18 protein-coding genes and 4 pseudogenes are annotated in these 25567 nt (G+C 56.0%); 20 read left to right on the forward strand and 2 right to left on the reverse strand.

What is annotated here, in order from left to right:
- Positions 1-12: 12 nt before the first annotated feature.
- From JNO11_RS07075 to JNO11_RS07150, 16 genes and pseudogenes are all read left to right on the forward strand, one after another.
- On the forward strand, positions 13-3009 hold the full coding sequence (locus tag JNO11_RS07075) for a filamentous hemagglutinin N-terminal domain-containing protein (RefSeq protein WP_325177106.1): 2997 nt from the start codon (positions 13-15) through the stop codon (positions 3007-3009).
- Entirely contained in the window at positions 2996-3763 is a 768-nt protein-coding gene (locus JNO11_RS07080; protein ID WP_325177107.1) for a hypothetical protein, read from the forward strand. The genes JNO11_RS07075 and JNO11_RS07080 overlap by 14 nt, the downstream gene beginning before the upstream one ends.
- Positions 3714-4007: a hypothetical protein gene (locus JNO11_RS07085; RefSeq protein ID WP_325177108.1), complete on the forward strand. Its 294-nt coding sequence runs from the start codon at positions 3714-3716 to the stop codon at positions 4005-4007. The genes JNO11_RS07080 and JNO11_RS07085 overlap by 50 nt, the downstream gene beginning before the upstream one ends.
- Positions 3943-6507 (forward strand): hypothetical protein, encoded by a 2565-nt coding sequence (locus tag JNO11_RS07090; RefSeq protein ID WP_325177109.1) that lies wholly within the window; start codon positions 3943-3945, stop codon positions 6505-6507. Before JNO11_RS07085 ends, JNO11_RS07090 begins: the two co-directional genes overlap by 65 nt.
- Position 6508: 1 nt before the next feature.
- Positions 6509-9457, forward strand: a complete 2949-nt coding sequence (locus JNO11_RS07095) for a hemagglutinin repeat-containing protein (protein WP_325177110.1) — start codon at positions 6509-6511, stop codon at positions 9455-9457.
- A gap of 14 nt (positions 9458-9471) precedes the next feature.
- Positions 9472-10377: a VENN motif pre-toxin domain-containing protein gene (locus JNO11_RS07100; protein ID WP_325177650.1), complete on the forward strand. Its 906-nt coding sequence runs from the start codon at positions 9472-9474 to the stop codon at positions 10375-10377.
- Positions 10378-10504: 127 nt separating this feature from the next.
- Positions 10505-10819, forward strand: coding sequence for a hypothetical protein (locus JNO11_RS07105; protein ID WP_346267486.1), 315 nt, complete (start codon positions 10505-10507; stop codon positions 10817-10819).
- A gap of 429 nt (positions 10820-11248) precedes the next feature.
- Positions 11249-12137 (forward strand): annotated as a pseudogene (locus tag JNO11_RS07110) (VENN motif pre-toxin domain-containing protein); the annotation flags it as partial.
- On the forward strand, positions 12134-12520 hold the full coding sequence (locus JNO11_RS07115; RefSeq protein WP_122458868.1) for a contact-dependent growth inhibition system immunity protein: 387 nt from the start codon (positions 12134-12136) through the stop codon (positions 12518-12520). The pseudogene JNO11_RS07110 and the gene JNO11_RS07115, both read left to right, overlap by 4 nt.
- 25 nt (positions 12521-12545) lie before the next feature.
- Positions 12546-12779 carry a hypothetical protein gene (locus tag JNO11_RS07120; RefSeq protein WP_325177111.1) on the forward strand — a complete coding sequence of 78 codons (234 nt, stop codon included), beginning with the start codon at positions 12546-12548 and terminating at the stop codon, positions 12777-12779.
- Positions 12721-12873, forward strand: a pseudogene (locus JNO11_RS07125) (VENN motif pre-toxin domain-containing protein); the annotation flags it as partial. The gene JNO11_RS07120 and the pseudogene JNO11_RS07125, both read left to right, overlap by 59 nt.
- A 9-nt stretch (positions 12874-12882) precedes the next feature.
- On the forward strand, positions 12883-13773 hold the full coding sequence (locus JNO11_RS07130) for a DUF6862 domain-containing protein (protein WP_325177687.1): 891 nt from the start codon (positions 12883-12885) through the stop codon (positions 13771-13773).
- Complete coding sequence (locus JNO11_RS07135) at positions 13760-14314, forward strand: hypothetical protein (protein ID WP_031594688.1); 555 nt, start codon at positions 13760-13762, stop codon at positions 14312-14314. The genes JNO11_RS07130 and JNO11_RS07135 overlap by 14 nt, the downstream gene beginning before the upstream one ends.
- Positions 14315-14557: 243 nt before the next feature.
- On the forward strand, positions 14558-14812 hold the full coding sequence (locus JNO11_RS07140) for a hemagglutinin repeat-containing protein (RefSeq protein ID WP_264366923.1): 255 nt from the start codon (positions 14558-14560) through the stop codon (positions 14810-14812).
- Positions 14813-15429: 617 nt separating this feature from the next.
- Positions 15430-15993: an Ail/Lom family outer membrane beta-barrel protein gene (locus tag JNO11_RS07145; protein ID WP_320503840.1), complete on the forward strand. Its 564-nt coding sequence runs from the start codon at positions 15430-15432 to the stop codon at positions 15991-15993.
- A gap of 479 nt (positions 15994-16472) precedes the next feature.
- Positions 16473-17016: pseudogene (locus tag JNO11_RS07150) on the forward strand (glycine zipper 2TM domain-containing protein).
- A 145-nt stretch (positions 17017-17161) separates the two neighbouring features.
- Here the strand turns inward: JNO11_RS07150 and mfd are convergent.
- Positions 17162-20605: a transcription-repair coupling factor gene (mfd, locus tag JNO11_RS07155; RefSeq protein WP_187484150.1), complete on the reverse strand. Its 3444-nt coding sequence runs from the start codon at positions 20603-20605 to the stop codon at positions 17162-17164.
- A gap of 229 nt (positions 20606-20834) precedes the next feature.
- Positions 20835-21044, reverse strand: a complete 210-nt coding sequence (locus JNO11_RS07160; protein ID WP_003849845.1) for a hypothetical protein — start codon at positions 21042-21044, stop codon at positions 20835-20837.
- A gap of 249 nt (positions 21045-21293) precedes the next feature.
- Between JNO11_RS07160 and lolC the strand changes: the two genes are divergently transcribed.
- From lolC to cobB, 4 genes and pseudogenes are all read left to right on the forward strand, one after another.
- Positions 21294-22493, forward strand: coding sequence for a lipoprotein-releasing ABC transporter permease subunit LolC (gene lolC, locus JNO11_RS07165; RefSeq protein ID WP_010246284.1), 1200 nt, complete (start codon positions 21294-21296; stop codon positions 22491-22493).
- Positions 22486-23190, forward strand: coding sequence for a lipoprotein-releasing ABC transporter ATP-binding protein LolD (lolD, locus tag JNO11_RS07170; protein WP_010246282.1), 705 nt, complete (start codon positions 22486-22488; stop codon positions 23188-23190). Before lolC ends, lolD begins: the two co-directional genes overlap by 8 nt.
- Positions 23190-24434, forward strand: a complete 1245-nt coding sequence (gene lolE, locus JNO11_RS07175) for a lipoprotein-releasing ABC transporter permease subunit LolE (RefSeq protein ID WP_325177112.1) — start codon at positions 23190-23192, stop codon at positions 24432-24434. The genes lolD and lolE overlap by 1 nt, the downstream gene beginning before the upstream one ends.
- A 145-nt stretch (positions 24435-24579) precedes the next feature.
- Positions 24580-25414, forward strand: a pseudogene (gene cobB, locus JNO11_RS07180) (Sir2 family NAD+-dependent deacetylase).
- Positions 25415-25567 lie beyond the last annotated feature (153 nt).

Raw genomic sequence — 25567 nt, forward strand, 5'->3', positions numbered from 1 at the left:
ACTGTGCGCATTATGAATAAACTCTGCTATCGCCTTATCTTCAACCGGGTTCGCGGCATGCTAATGGTGGTGTCTGACATCACCCGTAGCGGCTATTCACGTGTTGCCCGAAGCCCGAAGCGCACCTCATATGCAGAGGCGAGGGTGCGGATCTCACCGCTCAGCTTTGCACTCTGGCTGGCAGCGGGCGTGGTCAGTCTGCCGGTGCAGGCCAACATTGTGGCAGACAGCAGCGCGCCGGGCAGCCAGCAGCCTACCGTCATGGCCACCGCAAATGGTCTGCCGCAAATCAACATTCAGACGCCCAATAGCCAGGGTGTTTCCCGCAATCAGTACAGCCAGCTCGACGTTGACGCGCGCGGCGCAATCCTGAACAACAGCCATCAGAACACGGCTACTCAACTGGGTGGCATGGTGGCGGCTAACCCCTGGCTGTCAAAGCAGGAAGCGACGGTTATCCTCAACGAAGTCAACAGCCGTAATCCCAGCCAGCTTAACGGGTTTATCGAAGTAGCCGGTAAGCGGGCTGCGGTAGTCATTGCTAACCCGTCAGGCATTACCTGTAACGGCTGCGGATTTATCAACGCCAGCCGCAATACGCTGACCACCGGACAGGCGCTGATTGAAAACGGCCAGCTCAAAGGCTTCGATGTTAATGGCGGCCGAATCAATATCGAAGGTCAGGGCCTGAATGACAGCGATGCTGACTACACCCAGATCATTGCGCAGTCGGTAGCGGTTAACGCAAAAGTTCATGCCCGCGAACTCAATGTGGTCACAGGCAGGAACCAGGTTGCGACCGAAGGTACCGTCACTACGGTGAAAGCGGATAATGGGACGACACGGCCTGAGTTTGCGCTCGACGTCGCGGCTATTGGCGGCATGTATGCCCATAAAATCACCCTGACCGGCACTGAAAAGGGCGTTGGCGTGCGTAATGCCGGTGAACTGGGTGCCAGTGCCGGTGAGCTGCACCTGACAGTGGATGGCAGACTGGAGAACAGCGGCACGCTGCAAAGTCAGGCTGCGCTGCAGATCGCCAGCACTGGCGACCAGGAGAACCGCGGCAACATCGTGTCACAGCAGGATGTCTCGCTGGCCTCCAGCGGCACGCTGCGCAACAGCGGGCTGGTGAGCGCAGGCCGTAACGCGACACTCTCCGCCAGCACCATTGAGAGCACCGCTGAAAGTACGCTGGCGGCAGGCGTTGGCGGCAATGAGACGCTGAGCCAGCCCGGTAATTTGCTGCTGACCAGCCAGGGCGAGCTTAAGGCGCGGGGTAAAAACCTGGCGCACGACCAGATTCAGGCGCGGGGCAGCCGGGTCGATCTTGCCGGGAGCCAGACCTCAGCCGATGCCATCGCGCTGACCTCTACGCAGGCGGATATCAGCACCCAGGGCGCCACGGTGGCGGGCCGTACACTCGGGATTCAGGCTGCGACGGCGCTTAACAATGATGACGGCAAACTGGCGGCGGGCAGCCTCGCTGTCGCGGCACAAAACATCAGTAACAATCGCGGCCTGCTGCGCCAGCAAAACCGCGAAGCCCTGACGATCTCCACGGGGTCGTTGCTTAACAATCAGGGCACGCTGAGCAATGAAGGCGATACCCGGCTGCAGGCAGAGCATATTGAAAACCGCAGCGGGCTCATCGCAGGTAACGCTGACTTACTGCAGCTGGATACACCATGGCTGGATAATCAGGGCGGCACCGTGCAGCTGGCGGGCAATAATGGCGCGCTGAACCTTAATGCGACCCGGCTGGAGGGCAATCAGGGCAATCTGCTGTCAGCGGGTGCGTTAACGCTCAGCGGCGACAGGCTCGATCTCTCACAGGCACACACCCAGGCAGAGTCGCTGACGCTGACGGCGGGCACGCTGGATCACCGTCAGGGTCTGCTGTCGCAGCGTGGCGCTGGCGAGATGGCGATCGCAGTTTCGGGTGACACAGCCAACCGCGATGGGCGGATTGAGAGCGGCGGTAATCTGCATTTTGCATCAGGCAGCCTGGATAACAGCGGTGGCACGCTGCTGGCTGCTGGCAGCGGCGATCTGCAACTGGATGTTCAGGAGACCCTGACGAACGTGCAGGGTGCGCTGCAGGCCAGTCACAATCTGCAACTCACCAGCGCAAGCCTGAATAATCAGCAGGGCCTGATTGCTTCAACTGGCGGTGACGCTACGCTGATGACCCGCGAGGCTATTGATAATACCCAGGGTCGCATCGAAGCGGGTCAGCAGGTCACTTTGCGCAGTCAGGCGCTGGATAATCAGCGTGGAACCCTGCTTGGCCACGGCGTGACCATCGACACGCAGCAGGGTGAACTGAACAATACTGGCGGTAACCTGGTCGCCCGTACCGATCTCAGCATTTCCAGCGGGACAACGGACAATCACAGCGGTCTGATCCAGTCAGGCGGCGATCTGACACTTGATACCCACGGACAGGCGCTGATTAACCGTGACAGCGGTAAAGCAGGGATAATCAGCGGTGGCGCACTTGCCCTTAACAGTGGCGACCTGGATAACCAGAACGGCGTCATCGCCGCTGCCTCGGCGGCCAACATCACCAGCGGCCTGCTGACCAACATTGACGGCACACTGATGTCTGATGGGGCGCTGACGCTGAAGACCGGCGCGCTCGACAATCAGCGAGGCTTATTACAATCGGGTCAGGCGCTCTCACTGGATACTCACGGCGCGCAGCTGAACAACAACGCCAGCGGCGATCGCGGCGGCATTGTGGCGCGCGGCGATCTGCAACTCTTAACCGGAAAGTTAGCCGGTGATCACGGCGTCATTCAGGGACAAAAACTGGTGATCGATACGCAGGGCCAGGCCGCTGATTTCAGGTCTGCTCTGCTCAGCGCCAGGGGCGAACTATTGCTGAGCAGTGGCGCGCTGAATAACAGCGGCGGGCGACTGCAGTCCGGCGGTGATATGCAGCTTAATACACACGGAGAGGTGCTGAATAATGCGGCATCAGGCGGAGTTATTGCGGGGGGCTAATCTGCATATCAGCAGTGGTGATCTTGATAACGGCACGGGCTCGCTGGTCTCGGCGGGCGCTATGCGGCTCACCAGCGGTGGACTGAACAATGTCGATGGGATTATTAATGCCGATCATGGACTAACGCTGGAAAGCAGCAGCGTGGATAACCAGCGCGGCTTGCTTCAGTCGGGTGAGGCGCTGTCCGTCAACACCCAGGGCGGCGAACTGAATAACCGCGACAGCGGCGAACGCGGTGGCATTGTTGCAGGCGGCGATCTGCTGCTCTCCAGCGGCCAGATTGATGGCCGTAGCGGGGTGATGCTGGGACAAAATATTCGCATCGATACTCATCAGCAGACCTTCGACCACCAACAGGGTCAACTGGGTGCTAAAGGCACCCTGCAACTGGATAGCGGACTCCTCAACAACCGGGCAGGCAGGATTGAGTCGGGTGGCGATTTGCAACTGGATACCCACGGCAACAGCCTGATCAACCGTGACAGCGGAGCCGCAGGCGGCCTGTTCAGTGCGGGCATGCTGAAGCTCTACAGCGGCGCATTGGATAATCTGCGCGGCTTCATCACCGGTCATAGCGGCGCGCAGCTTGTGACGGGCGATATCAACAACCAGTCTGGCACGCTGACGGGCGGCAAAGGGCGGCTCGCTCTCACCAGCGGGGGAGCTGCAAAACCAGGGTGGCCTGTTACAGGCTGGCAGCGACATGACGCTGGACACTCAGGGTCACGCCCTGATCAATCGCGACAGTGGTGACCAGCGCGGTATCGTTGCCCTCAACAGTCTGGATCTGCGCAGCGGAGCAATTGATAACCAGACGGGTTTCATTGCCGCCGGACAGCAGGCATCACTCAACGCCAGTGAACTGAACAATAGCCAGGGGCAGGTCGCAGGCAATGGCGGGCTGACTTTCAACGGTCAGGCGCTGAACAACAGTGACGGTAAACTGCAGTCGGCGGGGGGATATCACCCTCACCACGGCAGGTCAGACGCTGACTAACCAGCGCGGACTTATTGCCGGTGCCGGTAACCTCAATATTGAAAGTGGCGCGCTGGATAACCAGCAGGGACAGATCCAGGGTGGCACCGATCTGACGCTCAATGCGGGACAAAATGCGCTGCTTAATCAGGCGGGCAAACTCCTTTCGGCAGGCACGTTGTCGCTGACGGCAGGTCAGTTGAACAACAATGACGGGGTGGTGCAAAGCGTGGGCAACGGTACCCTGTCGCTGAGCCAGCAGCTGGATAACCGTAGCGGGATGATTCAGGGCGGCCAGCAGATGACGATCACCACGCCATCGCTGATCAACCGCGATACACGACAGAGCGGCAAAGGCATTGAAGCGGGCAGTTTAACCATCGAAACCGGCACGCTGGACAACAGTCAGGGTGCTCTGCGCGCAAAACAGAGGCTGGCGCTTACAGTGCAACAGGCACTGGATAACGTCAGCGGGCTGATCTCGTCAGCGGATACGCTGACTATTCAGGACTCAGCCCAGGGGCAGGCGCTCGCCATCAACAATCAGCAGGGCACGCTGATTGCTGATAAAGAGGCGCAGATCAACGCAGCTTCCCTGAGTGGCGACGGACAGGTGTTGTCGCAGGGAAATCTCGGCATCACGCTGGCAGGTGATTTCCATAACCTCTCAGAGGTCAAAGCCAACGGTACGCTGCGGCTGACGGCGGGCGGAAACGTGACCAACGACGGCACCCTTGCTGCTCAGCAGGCGCTATTCCTTACCGCGCAAAATATCAGTAATCAGGCAAATGGCGAGATAAGCGGTGGGCAGACCGAAATTACGGCAGCCGACACCCTGAACAATCGTGGTCTGATTGACGGCGGACTGACGCACCTGGTGGCAGGCATCCTGAATAACAGCGGCACCGGCCGTATCTATGGCGATCACATTGCCATTGCGGCCACGCTGCTCAACAACCTCAGCGAAGCGGGCAAAGCGGCGGTGATTGCGGCGCGGCAGCGACTGGATATTGCGGCTGGCACGCTGAACAACCGCGACCATGCACTGATCTACAGTGATGGCGATCTGCACATTGGCGGCCAGCTGGACGTGAATAATCAGGCCACCGGACAGGGGCAGCAGCTCAACAATGACGGGGCAACAATTGAGGCCGGGCAGGATGCCACGATCAGCATGGCGGAAATCAACAATACCAACCGCCACCTGACCACGCAGGTCGTTACGACCGAAGATAGCCAGCATCACGACGCGGTGCTAAAAGGCCACACCGATCGTTTTGACTGGGCCGACGTGGATACCAGCAAAAAAAACAAGTATGGCGTGCACACGGCAAAAATGCCGGATGGCACCAGCGGCAGCGAGTTTTATGAGTATGACTACCGACGGGTAGTGAAGGAAACCCAGATTCAGGAGAGCGATCCGGGCAAGATTCTGTCGGGCGGTAACATGACCTTTAACGCCGGCCGTCTTAACAACCACGACAGCCAGATTGTCGCGGGTGCTGTGCTCGGCGGTCAGATAGGCGAGCTGAATAATCAGGCGACAAAAGGAACGCGCGTTACCACGGACGACGGGAAATCGGTTCGCTGGTACGCGAAGAAGAAGAAAAAGAAACTGGGTGGAACCAAAACGTCGCAGGGCAAAGATAAGAAAAACTACCGCCCGGCGCCCGTGACGGAAACCATCGATCTGCAGACGCTGAGCTGGCAGGCGAATGCCGCGCCGCAGGGAAATGGCTATCAGACCGGCAACCGCCAGCAGCAGGGCGTCACCACGCAGGCTGACCGCATCGGCACACCTGCTCTCCAGCAAGCGGTTGCGGCAGTGGCGCTGAGTGCCACGGATAGCGGCAGTGCGTTACTGCCAGCCGGATTACGCTATGACAGTGCGCTGACGCTGGACAAGCTCGGCAGCCTCAAAGACCGGCCACTGCTGTTACCTGCCGGGCAACAATTCTCGCTGACACTGCCAGCAACGGTCGTCGACGGACAGACGATTACGCCGGTGATCCGCGCCGTCTCACCTGATATCCGGCTGCCGGACAACAGCCTGTACCAGCTGCAACCTGGCAGTGACAGCCATTACCTGGTCGAGACCGATCCGCGCTTTGTGAATCAGAAGCAGTGGCTCAGCAGCGACTATATGCAGAACGCTCTGACCACCGACAGCAGCCGGATCCTGAAGCGGCTGGGCGATGGTTATTACGAGCAGCGACTGGTGCGCGATCAGATTATTCAGCTGACCGGCAACCGCTATATCAGCGGGTATGGCAGTGATGAAGATCAGTATCGCGGACTGATGAATAATGGGGTAGCCTTTGGCAAAACGTACCAGCTGGAGCTGGGCGTGGCGCTGACCCCGGCGCAGATGGCGCTCCTCACCAGCGATATCGTCTGGCTGGTGAATCAGACCGTGACGCTGCCGGATGGCACACAGCAGACCGTGCTGGTGCCGCAGGTTTATGCGAAGGTGAAAGAGGGTGACTTAACCGGCGACGGCGCGTTGATCGGGGGGCGGTAGCGTGGCGCTGAATGCCCGCAACGATATCACTAATAGCGGGACCATTAAGGGCCGCGACGTGACGCAGCTGACGGCGCAGTCGCTGACCAACAGCGGCTACATCAGCGGCAACACGGTCAATCTTACCGCCCGTCAGGATATTACTAACCTCGGCGGCGTCATCAGCGGTGATAAGCAGGTGTCGCTGCTGGCCGGACGGGATATTACCAGCCAGTCAACGCTGCGCGGCGACGGCACCGACCGCTGGATAGATCGTCCGGCCGGTATCTACGTGCAGGGCACCGACGGTGCGCTGACGCTGAGCGCGCTGAACAACATCACCCTGGCCGCCAGCGATATCGGCAACGCCGGAGAGAAGAGCACCACGAAGATTCAGGCGGGCAAAGACCTGACGCTCGGCACCCTCAGCACGCAGCACACTGAAAATGACAGCTGGAACAGCAGCAACTACCGTCGCCTGTCACAGCAGAGCGATGCCGGGTCACGCATCACCGCCGTCGGCGCGCTGCAGCTGAGTGCCGGACAGGATATCCGCGCTACGGCAGCGGACGTCACGGCGGGCGGGGCACTGAACGCCAGCGCCGGACGCGACATCGTGCTCAGCGCGGGCAACAGCCGTACCGATCTCACCGAACACAGCAGGCAGTCAAGCAAAGGGCTGCTGTCGGGCAGCAGTCTGGAAACCCACGACGAACTGCACAGCAGCGAGGCGCTCAGTACCACGCTGAGCGGCGACAGCGTCCGGCTTCAGGCGGGCCGCGACATTGCCGTGACCGGCAGCAACGTCGCCGGTACGCAGGATGTTGCCCTGGCCGCCGGCCGCGATCTCAGCATCACGACCGCCACAGAAACGCGTGATGAAGTGCATCAGCGCGAGGAGAAAAAATCTGGCCTGATGGGCACTGGCGGCATCGGTTTCACCGTGGGTCAGGCGATGCAGAAGAGCAGCACCGACGCCAGCGGCGCCCTCAGCCGCGGCAGCACGGTGGGAAGCAGCGACGGCAGCGTTACCCTCAGCGCCGGTAACCAGCTTAACGTGCACGGCAGCGACGTAATCGCCGGTAAAGATCTCTCCCTGAGCGGCAGCGACGTGACCCTCAGTGCGGCCGAAAACAGCCACACCGCACTGACGAAAACCGAGCAGAAGCAGAGCGGGCTGACGCTGGCGCTGTCCGGCACGGTGGGCGCGGCGCTGAACACGGCAGTGCAGACCGCCCGTACCGCCGATGAGAGCGGCGATGACCGGCTGAAGGCGTTGCAGGGCACCAAAGCGGCGCTGACGGCGGCCCAGGCCGCGCAGGCTTACCAGATGGACGGCGCGCAGACCAACGCGGCGAACGCCAGAAACACCGCCGCAGGCCTGAAGCCGGGCGACAAAGGTTATGAAGAAGGCTCCACCAACTCGATCGGCATCAGTCTTTCTTACGGCAGCCAGTCGTCGAAAAGCGAGACCCGCACCGAAAGCCGTGAAGCGCAGGGCAGCACGCTGGGCGCGGGCGGTAACCTGGCCATCACCGCCACCGGCGCACAGCCGGGCAGCGCGGGCGACATCCTCGTGCAGGGCAGCCAGCTTCAGGCGGGCGGCGACCTCGGGCTGACGGCGAAAAACGACATCAGCCTGCTTTCAGCGCAGAACAGCGAGCGCACCGACAGCACTAACAGCAGCAAGGGTGGCAGCCTGGGTATCGGCCTGACTGCCGGGTCGGGCGGCTACGGCATCAGCGTTTCAGCCAGCTTCAACGCGGGCAAAGGCCGCGAGAACGGCAACGGGCTGACCCATACCGAGACTACACTCACGGCGGGCAACGGGCTAAGCCTGAACGCCGGGCGCGACACCACGCTGACCGGCGCACAGGTGCGCGGGGACAGCGTGAAGGTCGATACCGGCCGCAACCTGACGCTGACCTCAGAGCAGGACAGCGACCGCTACGACAGTAAGCAGCAGAACGCCAGCGCGGGCGGCAGCTTCACCTTCGGCTCGATGACCGGCTCCGCAAGCGTCAACCTCAGCCAGGACAAGATGCACAGCAACTGGCAGAGCGTGGCCGAGCAGACCGGCATCTTTGCCGGGAAGGGCGGCTTTGACGTGACGGCGGGTGAGCACACCCAGCTGAACGGCGCGGTCATCAGTTCCACCGCCACCGCCGATAAGAACCGTCTTGACACCGGCACGCTGGGCTTCAGCAACATAGAGAACCACGCGGACTATAAAACCGAGCATCAGAGCGTGGGGATGAGCACCGGCGGCAGCATCGGCAGCCAGTTCGAAGGCAACATGGCGAACGGTCTGCTGGCGGGGCTGAACGGCAGCGGCAGCGCCTCGTCGGTGACGAAGGCGGCAGTGAGCGACGGCACCCTCATTATCCGGGATAAGGCGAAGCAGACGCAGGACGTGGCGGACCTGAGCCGCGACGCGGCGGGTGCGAATCCGGGGCTGGATAAAATCTTTGATAAGGAGAAAGAGCAGCGGCGGATGGAGACGGCGCAGCTGCTGGCGGAAATCGGCAGTCAGGCGGGCGACATCGCGCGGACGCAGGGCGAGATTGCGGCGACCAGAGCGGCCACGGAGAAGATGAAGAACATCTCGCCGGACCAGAAGAGGGACGCCGAAGCGCAGTGGCGCAAAGCGAACCCGGGTCAGGAGCCGACCGCGGCCGACATCACCGGACAGGTCTATCAGACGCTGTACAACCGGGAGATGCTGGCCGGCGGAATGGGAACCGGCGGGCCGGTGCAGCAGGGCATCAGCGCGGCGACGGCGGCGATTCAGGGCCTGGCGGGGGGGCAACATTGCCCAGGCGGTGAGCGGGGCGGCCGCACCTTATCTGGCGGAGCAGATACACAAGCTGACGACCACGAAAGGCCCGGACGGCAAAGAGGTGGTGAACGTTCAGGCAAACCTGATCGCACACGCGGTAGTGGGCGCGGTGACGTCATACGCGTCGGGTAATCCTGCACTTGCGGGTGCTTCTGGCGCGGCGATGGGCGAGTACATCGCGCAGCAGATGTATCCGGGGGGTTAAGCGCGAAGACCTCAGTGAGGAGCAGCGGCAGACCATCAGCGCGCTGGGGACGCTGGCGGCGGGACTTGCGGGCGGCGTGGCCGGAGACAGCACGGGCGGTGCGGTGGCGGGCGCGCAGGCGGGTAAAAATGCATTGGAAAATAATAATCTTCTCTTGCCAAGGCCTGTGCTGGTACCCGTTCCGGGATTACCATTGAGTCCGGGTGACAAGGTAGTTCAGGATGCGAATAACAAAATTGCATCGGAGCTGGATAAGACTCTGAAAGGGTCAGGAACTGAGGCGGATACGCCGCCGATCACTGACGGTCGTGCAATCGTTGAAGCGCGTGATGAGGCTGCAAAATCCCGCGATCCGCATGTGGCACATAATCAGCAGTATCATGATGGCAGTAGTAACAAAACGGAAACTGTGCCGGTGAATGATGATCTGACCGGCGGAAAACTGGTTAATCCTTTTCATGATGAAAATAAAGGAACGTCACTGGTTACGCCGGATCGGTCTGGTGAGCAGGCACCAGGCAATACCGGGAATACTGATGATATGCCGGATACGGGAGGCAATACCACGGTTACACCGATTTCTGAGCAGAATAAAGATGATTTGGCTTATCTGGCCCTTAAAGGAAAAGAGGCTCAAGAAGCTGCTGGGAATTTAGGTTTTGACCGAAGAATTCCGGCACCTAAGGCTCCATTCAATTCTCATGGTCAACCTGTATTTTTTGATGGTAAAACATATATTACACCTGATGTCGACAGCCATAATGTTACCAATGGTTGGAAAATGTTTGACCGTAGAGGGAAACGTATGGGCACTTATGATAGCGATCTAAACAGGATTAAGGATTGACATATGTTTGGTATCTTCCCTGAAGATAAACCAGTGGATATTGAGGGCGAATGCGTCTTACCAGCATTAATAATTATTGATGAATTTTCAGAAATGATGAATATACCTCTATCTTACTGGAATATAAATGATTACAAAGATAACTGGCGATGCTCTCTTGAAGAAGGCTTGGCAAATAAAAAAGCATGCTGCTTTAGCTGTTTCTATGTATGAGCCTGCCAATACAAATTTTATATTTACTTGGGTATTATATTTTTCTGGAGATGTTGTTTTCGTTCAAAATAGCATTTTATTTTTAGATGAATGTCCAGGGTTCACTCCTGAAAATATAAATAGTTTTACTGAACCGCGAACAACGTATAATGAAGATGGCATGAAAATATCGGAATGGAGTACCGATTTAAAAAGTGTTATTAGTTTTTATCATAGCCTTAAAGACTAAAAAAAGATCTCGGCCACCAAGCCTAATGCTGGTCAGTTAAGGAAATGAGGCCCGATAATTCGGGCCTTCAATGAAGTTAAGTAGGGTTGAAACCCTAACTCCTTCGTTTTCCTTCTAAGCAAGACTGTTGAGAATAATGCGCTGGGTGATGGATGGAACAATATACTGCCATCAGGAGCGATAGATTACGGTCAGTCGGTCACCTCTTATGCGTAATATGCCCAAGATAAGAAACTGCCACCGTAACTGGTCCAGGCCGGTCTGGCCCGGATGGTGAAAGGTGACTTACCGGTAAGTGCCAATATCATTAAAGCGATCCTAGAAAATAACCCCGGTTCAGATACGGTAATCCTGGCGGAGCAGATACATACGCTGACGACCACGAAAGGCCCGGACGGCAAAGAGGTGGTGAATGTTCAGGCGAACCTGATTGCACACGCGGTAGTGGGCGCGGTGACGTCATACGCGTCGGGTAATCCTGCACTTGCGGGTGCTTCTGGCGCGGCGATGGGCGAATATATTGCGCAGCAGATGTATCCGGGAGTTAAGCGCGAAGACCTGAGTGAGGAGCAGCGGCAGACCATTAGCGCACTGGGGACGCTGGCGGCGGGACTTGCGGGCGGCGTGGCCGGAGACAGCACGGGCGGTGCGGTGGCGGGCGCGCAGGCGGGTAAAAATGCATTGGAAAATAATAATCTTCTCTTGCCAAGGCCTGTGCTGATACCCGTTCCGGGATTACCATTGAGTCCGGGTGACAAGGTAGTTCAGGATGCGAATAACAAAATTGCATCGGAGCTGGATAAGACTCTGAAAGGGTCAGGAACTGAGGCGGATACGCCGCCGATCACTGATGGTCGCGCAATCGTTGAAGCGCGTGATGAGGCTGCAAAATCCCGCGATCCGCATGTGGCGAAGGAGCTGACGGATGCTGAGAAAGCGGAGCTGGGAGGAACTGGATCAGCAAGTGTTACACCACCACCGCCAGAAAATGACCCTAAGCAGCACAATGAAAAACCTGTACAAAAGCTTAATCAAAAGCAAGAAAGTGCTATTAGGAAGATTGATAACACAATAAAAAAATGCTCTGAAAGATCACGATATAATTGGAACTCTTAAGGATATGGATGGCAATCCAGTCCCTAAAGAGAATGGAGGGCATTGGGATCATATGCAGGAGATGCAAAACACACTCAGAGGATTGAGGAATCATGCAGATACGTTGAAGAACGTAAATAATTCCGAAGCACAAGCTGCATATGGTAGAGCGACGGATGCTATTAATAAAATAGAATCAGCTTTAAAAGGACATGGAATATGATGACCTTCCGTAAATTAATAGGAAATATTAATCTAACTAAAGAGTTAAGTCAGAAATCTTCGCTTGAGCTATGGTTCGAAGGTGTTATTGACACACCTATTGAAGAGCTAACTGTGGAAGATATTTGTCGTGCGATTCGGCAAGAAATATGCATATCCCAATTGATGCCACGCGTTTTGGAGATTCTGACTGATGATCCGTTGGCTGGAGAGTATTACGATGGAGAACTAATAGCCGCTTTATCGACGATAAAAGAAAGCGAGCTAAAAGATCAGGCGAGTACTTTTATCAAAATACAGAAGATTGTAAATCAATTACCCTCCTCAGATGTTAACGATGATTTGAGAAAGGATATACTCAAAATTAATAGAATAATCAAATAGCTGAACCTGGCTAGTGGGCCGGAATTTGACCCAAGCGGTGAGCGGGGCGGCCGCGCCGTACCTGGCGGAGCAGATACATACGCTGACGACCACAAAAGGCCCGGACGGCAAAGAGGTGGTGAACGTTCAGGCGAACCTGATCGCACACGCGGTAGTGGGCGCGGTGACGTCATACGCGTCGGGTAATCCTGCACTTGCGGGTGCTTCTGGCGCGGCGATGGGCGAGTACATCGCGCAGCAGATGTATCCGGGGGGTTAAGCGCGAAGACCTCAGTGAGGAGCAGCGGCAGACCATCAGCGCGCTGGGGACGCTGGCGGCGGGCCTTGCGGGCGGCGTGGCCGGAGACAGCACGGGCGGTGCGGTGGCGGGCGCGCAGGCGGGTAAAAATGCGGTTGAGAATAATGCGCTGCATGCACCAGATGAAAAGAAGCGTCAGGATGCGAAGTGGTCGTTACCGTATCTGGAAGGAGAAAAGAAACAGCAGGCAGAACAGTTAATCAGTGACCTGGATGCGAAAGATAAGGCATTCGATGTAGCGTTAGACTCAGCCTGTAAAGGACTGTCTTCAGCAGCCTGCCAGGGTATGAGGCAGGAACTGGCGGCAATGGGTAAAAGTTATAGCGAACAGCTTGATGGTCAGTACATCGGCAATATGGGAAGTGTCTATAAGGAAGGTAAAGGCCAGGTCGATGCGCTGATATGGCAGTATGCTACGGCGGATGCGAAAGCAGAGCGTGACGCTAACGTCAACCGCATTGCTGAAAACTGGGGTGTGAGTAAAGAAACCGCGGACGGCCTTTATACCACAATGGCTGGTGTTCATACTGCTGCAGCGATTGGTGGTGCTCTGTGGGGATTGAAAGGTCCAGGCACCGTAACTGTTTATCGTGTAGAGGGAACACCAAATACACGTGTTATGATAGGAGACAACGGACAGGTTAGTATTACTGGCAATACAACGCTATATTTGAATTTTGGTGACAAAGCCAGGGCACTAGAGTTTTTCGAAAAACGTGGCTCTCAGAATATGGATGGTGCAGCGATAAAAACGTTTGAGGTACCCCACTCTGTTCTGGATGATTTAAGAAACACTGCTGTGAAAGAAAGCGTGGCTCGATTGCCAGAAAATAAAGGGAAGCCTGTTATTGCAGATCCAACTAAAGCTAAGGATCAATATGGTATAAGGCCAGAAAAGCTGGAAGAATTAAAAGACAAGATTATTCAGGGGACAGGAAGAAATGCAAGTAAGTGATGAAAGGTTGCGTCAAATATTACTGGAGAGAAATAGGTTGCAAAACCCACCTCAGTCTACAGAAAAAGCTACTGGAGTTGGAATCGCCCGTTTCATCGTGTCATGCAATGATGTGTCTAAAGTATTAGGTTTAGCAAAAAATGTAATGATTATTATAAATAATTATTCCTCGCAAAACTGGCCTTCTCTTGAAGAATGGTCAGGTCTTCTTCCATCCCAGTTTGTTGATGGCTTTCTGCCAGATCAGACTGAAGAAGAAAAAGAAAAGTGGAATGAAAGCTGGAGAAGGTTATCTTATGGGCAAAAGTTGATTGAAGCTTCCACCGATAATGAATGGACATTAGCATCATGGTTATCCTGGCTTGAGCCTGATGGGCGAGAGTGGTTTTGGTGGAATGCAGTGTTGTTTGACGCACCTTTAAGTAATAGCCACTTCATAATTGAGGTGACAACGCTTGACTTCTCTTTTATGTCTGGCGCTTTGAAGTGGTTATTTAAGGCCTGTGGAGCTTTAGATGTTATTTCAGAAGATGATTTATAACTTTTAATTTATGTCAAGATTGCGTTTTTTCATAAATAGTTTCTCATGATATACATTTGCCTGTAATTTATTGATATTATTTAATCTCGTTGATGCAATAGATGAGAGTTTTTTAGAATTCCTCCGGGTGGCAAAGGTGCTCCCTGTTGCTGCCTTACAAAGACTTGTTACTTAGTTAACAGCGACTGCTACAACAGGAAGCCGCAGAACGCCAGCGCGGGCGGCAACTTCACCTTCGGCTTGATGACCGGGTCGGCGAACGTGAGCCTCAGTCAGGATAAAATGCACAGCAACTGGCAGAAAGTGGTCCAGCAGACCAGCATTTTTGCCAGAAAGGGCGACTTTGACGTAACGGCGGGCGGGGACACCCAACTCAACGGCGCGGTCATCAGTTCCACCGCCACCGCCGATAAAAACCGTTTCGACACCGGCACGCTGGGCTTCAGCAACATTGAGAATCACGCGGACTACAAACCGAGCACCAGAGCGTGGGCATGAGCACCGGCAGCAGCATTGGCAGTCAGATTGAGGGGGCACTCCTTTTGGGAAAATACAGGTGTTATCTTTCCAAATATTTTCATTGTATTCAGGAGAGGTTAAATAGAACTGTAACTTAGTCTTTTAATGGGTTGTGGATATACAGGTCAGTTAATAATCTGCGTTAATGGATTGTATAACGCAGTATGGTTTTCTGGATCTATGTGCAGTAATGGTTTTCAGGGGTTTTTGCTTTTTTTATGGCAACTCGGTCTTGATACCTCTAATTCTTTTTGGTCTAATAATGCCATTAAGAATTGATTGATAACTAACCGCGAGGATGAATCCTGTGGTTGAATTCTTTACTTAACATAAATTAAATGGCCTAAGTGCCATTTAATAAGGCTGGAGTTTAAGTTTCACATTCACTCAGGCCAGCTTGTTTAAAAAAATCGGGTATGAATAGATGCTCTCCGGACGATCTGAACATCAGACGCGGAGCGCTACATGAAATTCCTGTCCGATACAGGCGGATAGATAAAAAATTATCCTGTCCGTCGGGTATTGGTGATTCAGGGAACGAAGTCCTGCGTTAAGCGCAGGGAAATAATGTTAAATTATGAAAAGGAATTAAATACATGACTTCTAAAATGACGATGCTGGCATTACTGTGTGGCGGTCTTCTCGTGGGCAGCAATGCGCTGGCTGATAATCACACCGTCTCGGTTGGATATGCACAAAGCAAAGTTGAAGACTTTAAAAACATCCGTGGCGTCAACGTTCAGTATCGCTATGAATGGGAGTCTCCTCTCAGTGTGATTGGCTCATTCAGCTACATGAAAGGCGATGAAAGTTTTTCTGAGCGAGAAGATCTTTATGGCGATGTCAGCGGATATGATGGAAAAACCAAAGTGAAATATTACTCACTGATGGCAGGTCCGGCATATCGCATCAATGACTACATCAGCTTCTATGGATTAATTGGTGTTGCCCATACCAAAGTGGATGAGAACGTGACTTATCCTGGAATCTACTCCGAAGAATATAGCGAAAATAAAACATCTTTTGCCTATGGCGCTGGCGTTGTCGTGAATCCTGTCAGCAACCTCTCTGTGAGTGTTGGTTATGAAGGTACTCGCGTAAAATATAACGAAGATGTTGCCATCAATGGTTTTAACATCGCTGTAGGTTATCGGTTTTAAGCCGTTGAGATGATCAAGCATTCCGGTTAACTGACCGGAATGCTTAGCCTGCCAATCCCGACATCAAAAAAATCACAAACTCCCCGTACTCCCCCGCTTAAAGTAACAACCGCATACGTGGCGCATGCTCCCCGATGCCGTAAATGTGGTAAGCAAACGGGGCAGCCCCGATCATAACCCTGGCGCACCTCAGTTGCTAAAATGCATTGTAGCGGCAACTATCTGACTGTTTTTTAAGTTGTTATCTTCTTTGTGGCCGGGTTATCGCTGCTGCTTTTTCAGCCTCAGAACTCTCCTAAAAACTGGTCCTGATAGCAAAGTGACCAATTTCCTCCATTTATCTGATGTTGCATTTTCGGTCCATCTGTAAAACTTCATCTCAACAAACACGGCGCGTCGCGCACGCCGGTTATACCTCAGTTAACGAGGATGCTTTAGCAGCAGGATTGCGCGGTAACACTTTTCAGGAGGAACTTCCTGTGAATAAATCAATGTTAGCGGGTATCGGTATTGGTGTGGCAGCAGCACTGGGTGTTGCAGCCGTAGCAGGCATGAACGTGTTTGATCGCGGTCCTCAATATGCTCAGGTACTGTCTGCAACGCCAATCAAAGAGAGCATTAAACAGCCTCGTCAGGAGTGCCGTAATGTCACTCTGACTCACCGTCGGGCCGTGCAGGATGAAAACCGTCTTGCCGGGTCTGTATTAGGTGCAGTGGCAGGTGGAGTGCTGGGTCACCAGTTTGGTGGCGGTCGCGGCAGAGATGTGGCGACAGTAGCAGGTGCGGTAGCGGGGGGGTTATGCCGGTAATCAGGTCCAGGGCGGACTGCAGGATCGGGATACCTACACCACAACCGAACAGCGCTGCAAAACAGTTTACGACAAACAAGAGAAAAAACTGGGATATGACGTGACCTATAAAATAGGCGATCAGCAGGGTAAAATCCGTATGGAAAATGACCCCGGCACGCGTATTCCACTGGATCGCAATGGTCAGCTGGTTCTCAACGGCGATCAGGCGTAATTGGGCAAAGCTTTGCCGCTCACGCGGCCACACAGCACAACGTAATACAGCAGTAATGAAAAAGGCGCATCTCAGGATGCGCCTTTTTTTTGCGGCAAACTAACCGGCGCTTTACCGGTTAGCTCAGCAACGCACGGGCAGGGTTTTACGCCTGCCGTTGAGCCAGTTGCGAAACGAATCCCTGCACCCACTCAAGCCGCACCTTTCTTTCCGACAGCTCACGGGTAAAGCGCAGTCGTGTCGGCCCGTCCAGCTTCCACTGCTGAGGCTCTTTCTGCAGCAGGCCTATCAGCCATGCCGGATCCACGTTGTTCTTCGGCGCAAAATCGAAATAACCACCTTTGTCGCTGGCTTCGATCTTACGCAGACCGACAGCGCGGGCTTTCAGCCGGATAATCGCCACATCCAGCAGGTTACGCGCCGGATCGGGCAGCAGGCCAAAGCGATCGATCATCTCAACCTTCAGCTCCTGCAACTCCTCTTCAGCCTCCGCGCTGGCGATGCGCTTATAGAGTGAAAGACGGGTACTGACATCCGGGATAAAGGTCTCGGGCAGCAGGGCGGGCATCCGCAGCTCCACCTCGGTCTGGTTGCTGGTGAGATCTTCCAGTGACGGCTCACGACCCGCTTTCAGCGCCTCGACCGCATTCTCCAGCAGCTCCATATAAAGCGTGAAGCCCAGCGTCTCCATCTGTCCGCTCTGCTCATCACCCAGCAGTTCGCCGGCACCGCGAATCTCCAGGTCGTGTGTTGCCAGGGCAAAACCGGCACCCAGATCTTCCAGTGAAGCGATCGCCTCCAGCCGCTTATGCGCATCGGCGGTCATCGACTTCGGATGCGGTGTTAACAGCCAGGCATAAGCCTGATGATGCGAACGCCCGACGCGACCACGCAGCTGATGCAACTGCGCCAGGCCAAAGTGATCGGCCCGCTCAATGATGATGGTATTGGCGGTCGGAATGTCGATACCGGTTTCGATAATGGTGGTACAGACCAGCACGTTGAAACGCTGATGGTGGAAATCGTTCATCACCCGTTCCAGATCACGCTCACGCATCTGACCATGGCCAATCGCGACACGCGCTTCCGGCACCAGTTCGCTGAGACGCTGCGCCGCTTTCTCGATATTTTCAACGTCATTGTAGAGATAGTAGACCTGTCCGCCACGCAGAACCTCTCGCAGTATCGCTTCGCGGATCACCAGATCGTCAAATTCACGGACAAAGGTTTTCACCGCTAAACGGCGGGCAGGCGGCGTGGCGATGATCGAGAGATCGCGCATGCCGCTCATAGCCATATTCAGGGTGCGAGGGATTGGCGTTGCGGTCAGCGTCAGAATGTCCACATCGGCGCGCATCGCCTTGATGCGCTCTTTGTGACGCACCCCGAAACGGTGCTCTTCATCGACAATCAGCAGACCGAGATCGTGCCATTTGAGATCGCTCATCAGCAGCTTATGGGTGCCGATTAAGATGTCGATCTTGCCATCGCTGGCCTGTTCCAGCACCTGCGCCTGCTCTTTGGCAGTACGGAAACGGGAAAGCATCTCAATGCGAACCGGCCAGTTGGCGAAGCGATCGCGGAAGTTGTCGTAATGCTGCTGTGCCAGCAGGGTGGTCGGCACCAGCACGGCCACCTGTTTATGGTTCTCAATCGCCAGAAACGCCGCGCGCATGGCTACTTCGGTTTTACCGAAACCAACGTCGCCGCACACCAGACGGTCCATCGCCAGCGGCTCGCACATATCACTCAGCACCGCGTTGATCGCCTGCGCCTGGTCCGGGGTGGTTTCAAACGGGAAGCTTTCGCAGAACAGCTGATACTGCTCGCGATTATGCTTAAAGGCAAAGCCGGTTTTGGCGGCGCGCTGAGCATAGATATCCAGCAGTTCAGCCGCCACATCACGCACTTTCTCAGCCGCTTTCTGCCGTGCGCGTGACCAGGCATCGCTGCCCAGTTTGTGCAGTGGTGCATTATCGTCGGCACCGCCCGCGTAGCGGCTGATCAGGTGCAGCGATGAAACCGGCACATAAAGTTTGGCGTCGTTGGCGTAAGAGAGCATCAGGTATTCCGCCTCAATGCCGCCGGCTTCCAGCGTGGTGAGGCCGATATAACGACCCACACCGTGTTCCAGATGCACCACCGGCTGGCCGGGATGCAGCTCCGCCAGGTTACGGATCAGAATGTCCGGATTGATAGTGCGACGGGTATCCTGACGGCGACGGCTGACGCGTTCGCCCAGCAAATCGCTTTCGCAAATCAGCGCCCGGTTGCCCTGGGTATCAATAAAACCGCGCTCGCTGGCGCCAATCATCAGTCGGAAACGCTCTTCGCCAACCTCATCGAAGCGGTGCACCGGCTGAGGACGCAGTTTAATCCGGGCCAGCAGATCCTGCAGGCTTTCACGGCGGCCTTCACTTTCCACCGAGAAGACCACGGTGCCGCTGAAGGTCTCAATAAACTGACGCAGATGATCGAGTGGCGCTTTTGCCTGCGCCTGAACGGTCAGGTCAGGCAGCGGGGTATAACCGAGGTTGGTATTCGCGGCTTTGGCGGGCAGCACCTCATTGGTCATCTGGATGCGCGGCCAGGCTTTCAGCTCTCCCATTAATGCATCCGGACGCAGCCACAGGGTGACCGGCTCCAGCAGTGGACGCATCGGATCAACGCGGCGATTTTCATAGCGTGCCTCGGCATCCTGCCAGAAGCGGCTGGCGCTGCCTTCAAGATCGCCACAGTTCACAATCAGGGTATTGTCGGGCAGATAGCTGAACAGGCTGGGTAACGGCTGCTCAAAAAACAGCGGCTGCCAGTATTCGATGCCCGCTGGCAACGTGCCTTTACTGACCTGCTGATAGACATGCTCCGACTCACGGCGCACATCAAACGTTTCACGCCAGCGGCTGCGGAACAGCTCAATGGCGGCTTTGTCGCTGGGAAACTCATGCGCAGGCAGCAGGTTAATTTCGGGGACCGCTTCCAGCGTGCGCTGACTGTCGACGTCGAACAGGCGCAGGCTGTCGATCTCATCATCGAAAAAGTCGATGCGGTAGGGCTGATCGCTGCCCATCGGGAACAGATCGAGCAGGGCGCCGCGCGTGGCGTATTCACCGTGCTCCATCACCTGATCGACATGGCGATAACCGGCCTGCTCAAGCTGGTCGCGCAGCCGGTCGCGAGACAGTTTTTGTCCCTGCTTCATCACCAGCGCATGGCCGTGCAGAAAACTGTGCGGGCAGACGCGCTGCATCAGGGTGTTGACCGGCATGATCAGCATACCGCGCTGCATCACCGGCAGCTGGTAGAGGGTCGACAGGCGGGCGGAGATAATATCCTGATGCGGCGAAAAGCTGTCGTAGGGCAGCGTTTCCCAGTCGGCAAGGTGCGCCACCGGTAGATCGGTAAACTGGCGGATTTCATCCAGCAGACGCAGAGCGGTTTGGGTATCGGGTGTAATCATTAACACCGGACCAGCATGTCGTTCGGTAATGCTGGCACACTCCACCGCGTGCGCCGCGCCTATGAGCTGGCCGAGCTGACGGTGATCGCCGGATTTAACGGGCAGGGTATAACGAGTCTGTTCGGGCATGGGATCTCGGGGTTGCTCCATTTTTCCAGGACGTAATCATTCCATATTATGTCAGGGGGGATCACCTCTGCGGCACAATTTTCCTGCCGCGCCGCGCTGAACCAGGGGATCGGTCAGCCATTACCGGGCGTCAGCGGTAATCGTGCGGATAAAGAGAGGATAGACGGAGTCTGGCAAGGGATCAGAAAAAACCGCCGTCGCCATGCAGCGACGGGGTTAAAAGGGCATTTTATTTTATGGATTGCTGTGTGTAATGCATGCGTGGGCGGTCGATATTCGCCCAGGATAACTCCTGCTCAGGATGATAGCTGAGGTTACCGTCGTCCCACTTTACGTAGTAGCCGGCTGGTGCGTTTCCCTGCTCAAAGACGTTGATGATTTCGCCTCTGATCTCCCCGGATTTATGTTTAACGATGCTGCCTTTGGGAAATTTCAACATGGTCGCTACCTCATACTGCCCGGCAATAAATCACCTGTGATCATGGTACTGATTGTAGTCTACCCCCCCTGAGCGCTGAATAATCAGCCAATAAGCGGCGGCTTTATCGGCTATTCCGCTGCTTTGGCACGTAAAGTGACGCATCCGGATGCAACTTTGCTGCCGACTCAGAGGGTTAGAGGTTTCATAAAGCCAGCCGCTCCTTTATCATCCCACTACCTATTTTCAGGCAACGGCTTACTGGATTCCATGTATCAACCTGTCGCGCTATTTATCGGTCTGCGTTATATGCGCGGACGAGCATCGGATCGCTTCGGTCGCTTTGTCTCCTGGCTCTCAACGATTGGCATTACGCTCGGCGTGCTGGCGATGGTCACCGTGTTATCGGTGATGAACGGTTTTGAGCGTGAACTCGAAGGCAATATTCTTGGCCTGATGCCTCAGGCGCTGATCACCAGCGACAAAGGCAGTCTCAATCCACAACAGCAACCCGCCACCTCGCTGAATCTGCAGGGTGTCAGCCGTATTGCGCCGCTGACCACCGCCAATGTGGTGCTGCAAAGCCCGCACAGCGTCTCCGTTGGCGTGATGCTGGGCATTGAGCCGGCTGAAAAAGATCCGCTTACCCCTTTCCTGGTCAATACCCGGCAGAGCGTGCTGCAGGCCGGGCAGTATAATGTCATCCTTGGCGAACAGCTGGCATCCCAGCTTGGCGTAAAACGTGGCGATCAACTGCGTCTGATGGTGCCGTCGGTCAGCCAGTTCACCCCGATGGGACGCGTGCCAAGTCAGCGTCTGTTTACCGTAGCGGGCACCTATGCCGCTAACAGCGAAGTCGATGGTTATCAGATTCTGGTCAATCTTCAGGATGCGTCGCGCGTGATGCGCTATCCGGCCGGTAATATTACCGGCTGGCGACTGTGGCTGGATAAACCGCTGTCGGTCGACAGTCTGAGTCAGCAGACACTGCCTGCGGGCCTGGTCTGGAAAGACTGGCGTGAGCGCAAAGGCGATCTCTTCCAGGCGGTGCGTATGGAGAAGAACATGATGGGCCTGCTGCTGAGCCTGATCATCGCCGTGGCTGCCTTTAACATCATCACTTCGTTAGGCCTGCTGATCATGGAGAAGCAGGGCGAAGTGGCGATCCTGCAAACCCAGGGCCTGACGCGCCGGCAAATAGTGGCGGTGTTTATGGTGCAGGGTGCCAGCGCCGGTATTATCGGCACGCTGCTCGGCACGCTGCTCGGTGTCTTGCTGGCCAGCCAGCTCAACAACTTAATGCCGGTGATTGGCCTGTTCCTTGATGGTGCCGCATTGCCGGTTGATATTAATGTGTGGCAGGTGGTCACCATCGCCCTCAGCGCCATGATTGTGGCGCTGTTGTCTACGCTCTATCCTTCGTGGCGCGCTGCCGCCGTTCAACCTGCTGAGGCTTTACGTTATGAGTAACACTCCTTTGTTGCAGTGCCGCGACCTGTGCAAACGCTATCAGGAAGGCAGCGTGCAGACCGATGTGCTGCGCAATGTGGCTTTCAGCCTCCAGCCCGGTGAACTGACTGCGATTGTCGGCAGCTCCGGTTCCGGTAAAAGTACGCTGCTGCATCTGCTCGGCGGCCTGGATGCACCGACATCGGGCGACGTGGTGTTTGATGGCCAGTCACTGAATGCCATGTCCTCGTCGGCCAAAGCGGAGCTGCGTAACCGCGAGCTGGGCTTTATCTATCAGTTCCACCATCTGCTGCCGGACTTCAGCGCGCTGGAGAACGTGGCGATGCCGCTGCTGATTGGCAAAACCGCTAAAACGGAAGCACAGGATCGCGCCCGTGAGATGCTGGCCGCGGTCGGGCTGGACCATCGCGCCGCGCACCGGCCTTCAGAACTGTCAGGCGGCGAACGCCAGCGCGTGGCGATTGCCCGAGCGCTGGTTAACCGCCCACGGCTGGTGATGGCGGATGAGCCAACCGGTAACCTCGATGCGCGCAACGCCGATGCCATTTTTGAATTACTGGGCGAACTGAATGTGCGTCAGGGCACCGCGTTTCTGGTGGTGACCCACGATCTGATGCTGGCAAAACGCATGACGCGTCAGATGGAGATGCGTGATGGTCAGTTAAGCGATCAGCTCACCATGGCAGGAGCGGTGTAATGGGTTCGTCGTTATCCCTGTTGCTGGGCCTGCGCTTTAGTCGTGGCCGCCGTCGTGGCGGCATGGTGTCGCTGATTTCGGTGATCTCCACCATCGGTATTGCGCTGGGCGTGGCGGTGCTGATTATCGGTCTGAGCGCCATGAATGGTTTTGAGCGTGAGCTGAACAACCGCATTCTGGCGGTGGTGCCGCATGGCGAGATCGAGGCGGTCAATCAGCCGTTCCAGCACTGGCAGTCGATGATTGCCCCGATTGAAAAGGTGCCCGGCATTGCGGCGGCAGCGCCTTATGTGAACTTCACCGGCCTGATTGAGAGCGGCGCCCGGCTGGAAGCGCTGCAGGTAAAGGGCGTTGATCCGGCACAGGAGCCGCGCCTCAGCGCCCTGCCACAGTTTGTGGCAGATAACGGCTGGTCCTCTTTTGCCGCCGGTAAGCAGCAGATCATTCTGGGCGGCGGCATTGCTAAATCGCTGAACGTGAAGCAGGGCGACTGGATCACCATCATGATCCCCAACAACGATGATGATAACAAACTGCTTCAGCCTAAACGTATCCGGCTTCAGGTCAGCGGTATCCTGCAACTGAGCGGCATGCTCGATCACAGCCTGGCGCTGGTGCCACTCGCCGATGCACAGCACTATCTGGAGATGGGTGACAGCGTGTCCGGCATCGCCCTGAAGATGACCGACCCGTTCCAGGCGGTCAAACTGGTGCGGGATGCCGGTGAAGCGACCCGTTCCTACGTCTACATCAAGAGCTGGATTGGCACCTACGGCTATATGTACCGCGATATTCAGATGATCCGCGCCATCATGTATCTGGCGATGGTGCTGGTGATTGGCGTCGCCTGCTTTAACATTGTCTCAACGCTGGTGATGGCGGTGAAGGATAAGAGCAGTGACATTGCGGTGCTTCGTACCCTCGGTGCTAAAGACCGGCTGATCCGCGCCATCTTCATCTGGTACGGTTTGCTGGCAGGCCTGCTGGGCAGCGTCAGCGGCGTGATCGCGGGCGTGCTGGTGGCGCTGAATCTGACCTCACTGGTACGCGGGCTGGAGTCGGTTACCGGTCATCATCTGCTGGCGGGTGATATCTACTTCATTGATTTCCTGCCGTCGGAACTGCACTGGATTGATGTGTTCTCAGTATTGATTACCGCGATTCTGCTGAGCCTGCTGGCGAGCTGGTATCCCGCCAGACGCGCCAGCCGCATTGACCCGGCTCGGGTATTAAGCGGTCAGTGAAAAAATGCGGCGCGAATCCTTTCGCGCCGCATCTGTTTAAGACCTTTGCTGTTGGGCGCGGCCCTCAGCAACCGTTACTATCGGGTGATGTTAACCCGGAATCTGTTTAGAGCGGCTCGCCGCAGCTGCTACGCCAGGAGATTTTATGCGTACACCACGTCGCCGCATACGACTTGCCCGCCTGAAGAAAACCCGGAGAAAAGTGCATCAGCGCTTTCGCCAGCGCATATTTGAGCGCGATCGTCAGGCCGAACTGGCCGCCCATCCTCAGCCACATGTTGTCGTGCTGACCGGCGCAGGCATCTCAGCGGAGTCCGGCATCCGGACCTTCCGAGCCGCTGACGGCCTGTGGGAAGAGCACCACGTAGAAGATGTTGCGACGCCCGAAGGATTTCAGCGCGATCCTGCACTGGTGCAGCGCTTCTACAATGCGCGCCGCCAGCAATTGCAGGAGGCAGAGATTCAGCCTAACGCGGCCCATCTGGCGCTGGCGGAGCTGGAACAGGTATTAGGCGATAACTTTTTTGCTGGTCACGCAAAACATCGACAATCTGCATGAGCGTGCCGGAAACAGCCGTGTGCTGCATATGCACGGTGAGCTGCTAAAAGTGCGCTGTGTCACCAGCGGTCAGGTCATTGAGTGGACCGGTGATATCACCCCGGACGATCGCTGCACCTGCTGCCAGTTCCCCTCTGCGCTGCGGCCGCACGTAGTATGGTTTGGTGAGATGCCGCTGGGCATGGAGCAGATTTATCAGGCGCTGGAACAGGCCGATTACTTTATCGCTATCGGCACCTCAGGCCATGTCTATCCGGCCGCGGGTTTTGTCCATGAAGCCAAACTGCAGGGTGCGCATACTGTTGAGCTGAACCTGGAGCCAAGCCAGGTGGGCAACGAATTTGCCGAGCGGCATTACGGCCTGGCGAGCGAAGTGGTGCCGGAGTTTGTGCATAAGCTGCTGCGCGCGCTTTATAAGTAAGCAGGGGCGGCTATGGCCGCCTCGCCGTTTTTTGCCCGTCATGCTGATTCCAGCCGCCCGGTGTTTATCAACATTGCGAGGTTTGCCGCAACAATGTCGTAATTAGCCGTTTTTTTCGGGCTTATTGCTTTCCCAAAGGTTATCGACAGCGCT

The organism is Pantoea sp. 1B4 (assembly GCF_016925765.1).
Classification (GTDB): Bacteria; Pseudomonadota; Gammaproteobacteria; order Enterobacterales; family Enterobacteriaceae; genus Pantoea; species Pantoea agglomerans.

What these genes read in the sequence shown, in the direction of transcription:
- JNO11_RS07075 (WP_325177106.1), top strand. Translation starts at nt 13, where the DNA reads ATGAATAAACTCTGCTATCGCCTTATCTTCAACCGGGTTCGCGGCATG.
- JNO11_RS07085 (WP_325177108.1), top strand. Translation starts at nt 3,714, where the DNA reads ATGACGCTGGACACTCAGGGTCACGCCCTGATCAATCGCGACAGTGGT.
- JNO11_RS07105 (WP_346267486.1), top strand. Translation starts at nt 10,505, where the DNA reads ATGATTACAAAGATAACTGGCGATGCTCTCTTGAAGAAGGCTTGGCAA.
- JNO11_RS07115 (WP_122458868.1), top strand. Translation starts at nt 12,134, where the DNA reads ATGATGACCTTCCGTAAATTAATAGGAAATATTAATCTAACTAAAGAG.
- JNO11_RS07135 (WP_031594688.1), top strand. Translation starts at nt 13,760, where the DNA reads ATGCAAGTAAGTGATGAAAGGTTGCGTCAAATATTACTGGAGAGAAAT.
- JNO11_RS07140 (WP_264366923.1), top strand. Translation starts at nt 14,558, where the DNA reads ATGACCGGGTCGGCGAACGTGAGCCTCAGTCAGGATAAAATGCACAGC.
- JNO11_RS07145 (WP_320503840.1), top strand. Translation starts at nt 15,430, where the DNA reads ATGACTTCTAAAATGACGATGCTGGCATTACTGTGTGGCGGTCTTCTC.
- mfd (WP_187484150.1), bottom strand. Translation starts at nt 20,605, where the DNA reads ATGCCCGAACAGACTCGTTATACCCTGCCCGTTAAATCCGGCGATCAC.
- JNO11_RS07160 (WP_003849845.1), bottom strand. Translation starts at nt 21,044, where the DNA reads ATGTTGAAATTTCCCAAAGGCAGCATCGTTAAACATAAATCCGGGGAG.
- lolC (WP_010246284.1), top strand. Translation starts at nt 21,294, where the DNA reads ATGTATCAACCTGTCGCGCTATTTATCGGTCTGCGTTATATGCGCGGA.
- lolD (WP_010246282.1), top strand. Translation starts at nt 22,486, where the DNA reads ATGAGTAACACTCCTTTGTTGCAGTGCCGCGACCTGTGCAAACGCTAT.
- lolE (WP_325177112.1), top strand. Translation starts at nt 23,190, where the DNA reads ATGGGTTCGTCGTTATCCCTGTTGCTGGGCCTGCGCTTTAGTCGTGGC.